The following is a 3,544-nucleotide window of genomic DNA, read 5'->3' on the forward strand; positions in this document are numbered from 1 at the left end:
AATATTGGTAATTATCCTAAAGCTTTAGAGTTTTATACAAAAGCTTTAGGTATACAAGAAAAAGTTCTAGGCGAAGACCATCCTAATACTGCTTTTGCTTATAACAATATAGGCTATGTCTATAATAGTATGGGTGATTACCAAAAAGCATTTGAATTTTTTACAAAAGCTTTAGATATAGCAGAAAAAGTTCTAGGCAAAGACCATCCCGATACTGCTACTAGCTATAATAGTATAGGTTTTATGTATAACAATATAAGGAATTACCCAAAAGCCTTAGAGTTTTTTACAAAGGCTCTAGAGATAAGAGAGAAAGTATTAGGTAAAAATCATCCTGACACTGCCGTTAGTTATAACAACATAAGATCTGTTTATGACTATATGGGCGATTATTATAAAGCATATAACTACTCTAAAGAAGCTTATTATATATTTAAAGCAAATAGAGAAAAGAATTTTGAAATATTAAGTAATGAACAAAAAAAGAAATTTTTAGAAGCTAATCATTGGTATTTACCACATCTTTTAACAAGTGGTTACTCATATCAACAAGCCACTAAAGACAAAAAAGCTCTAAGTCAAGAAATTTATGAGATCTTTATAAACGATAAGGGCATACTTCTAGATGACGAAAACACCATAGCTATGCTAAAAAATATCTCACAAGATAAGAACCTGATCTCTAAGATAGATAACCTAGACTCCCTTAAAAGAGCATATGCTAAGCTAGCAGGCACTATGCCTAAGCCAGAAGAGGCTAAAAGCTATCAGGATAAGCTAAAAGCGCTGGGCGAAGATATAGAAAAAGCAGAGATAGAGATAGCCAAGATATCACCTAAATTTAAACAAGAGCTTGGTATAAAAGATCTAAAACTAAGTGATCTCACAAGCCTTTTAAAACCAAATGAGCTCTTTGTAGATATAGGATATTATGGTAAAAACTACTATATCTTTAGCGTGGATAAAAGTGGCGAAGTGAAGTTTGAAAAGCTTAACGATAAAGATAGTGACACAGTAAATACAACTATAAAAGAATTTAGAGCTGACATAGATAAGATCATAAATGCTACAGATGCAAACTCAAGCAAAGCTCTGAAAGAGCTATATAGCATAGTTATAGAAAAAGGCATAGGAGATAGGATGGATAAATTTAACTCTCTTATCATCTCCACAGATGGAGCTTTAAGACTACTGCCTTTTGAAGCACTTATGGATGGTGATAAATATCTCATAGAGAGCAAGCAGATACGTTATACACCTTCAGCTAAAGAATTTATAAGAACACATAAATTTAACATCAAAGATGAAGGTAAGGATATCACTATGTTTAGTGATCCAAACTATGAGAGCAAGAGTGGAAAGAGTATGGAGATGGTTGCAGATACGCCAAACGTAAATAAAGCCGTGCAAACTAGATCTATAAAAAATATGGGGACATTTAAAAGACTAAGAGGTTTTAAGAAAGAAGAAGAGGTTTTACAAAGCTCGTTTAGTGGCGTAAAACTTTTCTCTAGAGAAAATGCAAATGAAGAAAATATACTGGCGGTAAAGTCTCCAAAGATACTACATATAACCACTCATGGATACTTCATAAGTGACGAGAACATAACAAACCCTATGTTAAAATCAGGAGTTGCGCTTAGCGGTGCAAATATAGGTATAAAACAACAAACTGGTGAGGGTCTTGTAAATGCACTTAAACTATCAGGACTAAGCCTAGATGGAACCGATCTAGTTGTGCTATCTGCATGCGAAACAGGCCTAGTAGATGTTAAAGACACGAGCTCTGTGGCAAGTCTGCCTAAGACATTTATACAAGCTGGCTCTAAAAATGTGCTAATGAGTCTGTGGTCTGTAGATGACAATAGCACGGTGGAGCTAATGAAAGAATTTTATACCGATACTAAAGGCAATGAGAAGAAATTTAACGAAGTTCTAAGAAACGCAAAGATCAAGATGATAAAGGAAGGCAAACATCCGTTTTACTGGGCTGCTTTTATAATGAGCGGAGAGTAATACGATAGTTCAAAAACCATAGCTACTAGCGATGCCACATAATATCTTGTGGCATCGTACTTTTTATGCTCCTTTTATACTTTTAATGTTTTAAATTTTTCAACGAAGTTTTGTTTTAGCTTATATAGTTTAAAGCTATGCCTAGGTGTAAATTTGTTAAAAATAAATTTTAGTAGTTTGCTATTAGTTGCTCATATCAACTTTATTGAGTGCATATGTATCAGTTATCTTTGGAAATTCTTAAACAATAGAAGTAAATGCCTTAAGCAAAAAACTTAGACATTTTATAGACAAATGTCATCTTTAAGGATAAAGTTTTGTTTAGGTTGTATCTTTTCAAATAAAAATTTTGCCCGTCTGGCTAAGACCTTACAGCAAGCTCAGGTTGAGCTTGCTAAGTAAGTTTATCAACATACTAAAAATGTTGATAAATATACTAGAAACTGGCATTAAATTTTCTTGGATTATAACAAATAAATTCATAATGTAACATACTGCATGTGATGTAATGTGCAGTACTTGATGTCACGTCAAGTATGTGATGTCACATGCAGTACCTGATGTAATGTATAGTACATGATGTAACATGCAGTAGGTGACGTCATGTATAGTATGTGATGTTATGTATATTTCGTAGATGAGAGAGCATTAGGATTAGTGGATATTTCTCTAGAAAGATATTATTGAAGTTGTATGTCTAAAAAGCACTTGGTGTGTATCTAACAGTAATGATTATAACAGCCTTATCTTTTTCATTGATCCTATAAATCACTGTATAGTTTTTAACAAATAGCTGTCTATAGCCCATATTGGCATATCTGCCAACTTTTCTAATAGCACCACGATTAGGCATCTCATCTAGACTAAGGATAGCGTTTTTGATAGCCTCTAATGTAGAGTTTGCAGCGCCTGACGAGAGCAAAGATAGTGCGATATATTTATAAATAGCCTCAAGTTCTTCATAAGCTTGTGGTGAGATAAGGACTTTATATTTATTCAAGATATTTATCTTTTAAACTAGCAAAAACATCTTTTGCTTCTAGCATCTTTGTATCTGCTGTTATCTTAGCTTCAGATGATGCGATGGCGCTATCTATATCGGCTGTGGCTACTAGCTTATCATATGTCTTTATACTCATCACAACCAAGTCGCCATAGCCATTTTTAGTGACAAACACTGGTTCATCCTTGCTATTGCATAGCTGTGAAATTTCATTTGTGTTTCTAAGCTCTTTTATAGGTATTATCTGTGGCATATGCTATTTCCTTTTAATAATATGACATGATTATAGCATAATTGTGTTAGTAATTTAGATGGCTTTATCTAACTAACTTGGCAAGCTAAAAAATATAAGTCCAAGTATTAAGCATTTCCTACTTTTTCCTTAACCAATAATAAATTAATAATATTATAAATACAATCACAATAAAATATCTAAAACAGTAGTGGTGGCTTAATATGCAAAACAACGAAATAAAAATAACCTACTCTTGCGAAGAGACATTAAAAAAGATAAAAGAGTATATG

Annotated in this window: 3 protein-coding genes; 1 reads left to right on the top strand and 2 read right to left on the bottom strand. The window is 32.9% G+C overall.

All coding sequences use genetic code 11. From position 1 onward, the window contains the following. Positions 1–2,016, top strand: a 2,016-nt coding sequence (locus F3G98_RS10400) for a CHAT domain-containing protein (RefSeq protein ID WP_188116970.1), incomplete at its 5' end; no start/stop codon positions are given. A 697-nt stretch (positions 2,017–2,713) separates the two neighbouring features. Here F3G98_RS10400 and F3G98_RS05840 read toward each other — a convergent pair. Both F3G98_RS05840 and F3G98_RS05845 read right to left on the bottom strand, forming a co-directional pair. Beyond that, on the bottom strand, positions 2,714–3,016 hold the full coding sequence (locus F3G98_RS05840; RefSeq protein ID WP_149725873.1) for a type II toxin-antitoxin system RelE/ParE family toxin: 303 nt from the start codon (positions 3,014–3,016) through the stop codon (positions 2,714–2,716). Further along, positions 3,009–3,272: a type II toxin-antitoxin system prevent-host-death family antitoxin gene (locus F3G98_RS05845; protein ID WP_009295449.1), complete on the bottom strand. Its 264-nt coding sequence runs from the start codon at positions 3,270–3,272 to the stop codon at positions 3,009–3,011. The genes F3G98_RS05840 and F3G98_RS05845 overlap by 8 nt, the downstream gene beginning before the upstream one ends. Positions 3,273–3,544 lie beyond the last annotated feature (272 nt).

It is taken from the genome of Campylobacter concisus (genome assembly GCF_902460895.1).
GTDB lineage: Bacteria > Campylobacterota > Campylobacteria > Campylobacterales > Campylobacteraceae > Campylobacter_A > Campylobacter_A concisus_BC.

What these genes read in the sequence shown, in the direction of transcription:
- F3G98_RS05845 (WP_009295449.1), bottom strand. Translation starts at nt 3,272, where the DNA reads ATGCCACAGATAATACCTATAAAAGAGCTTAGAAACACAAATGAAATT.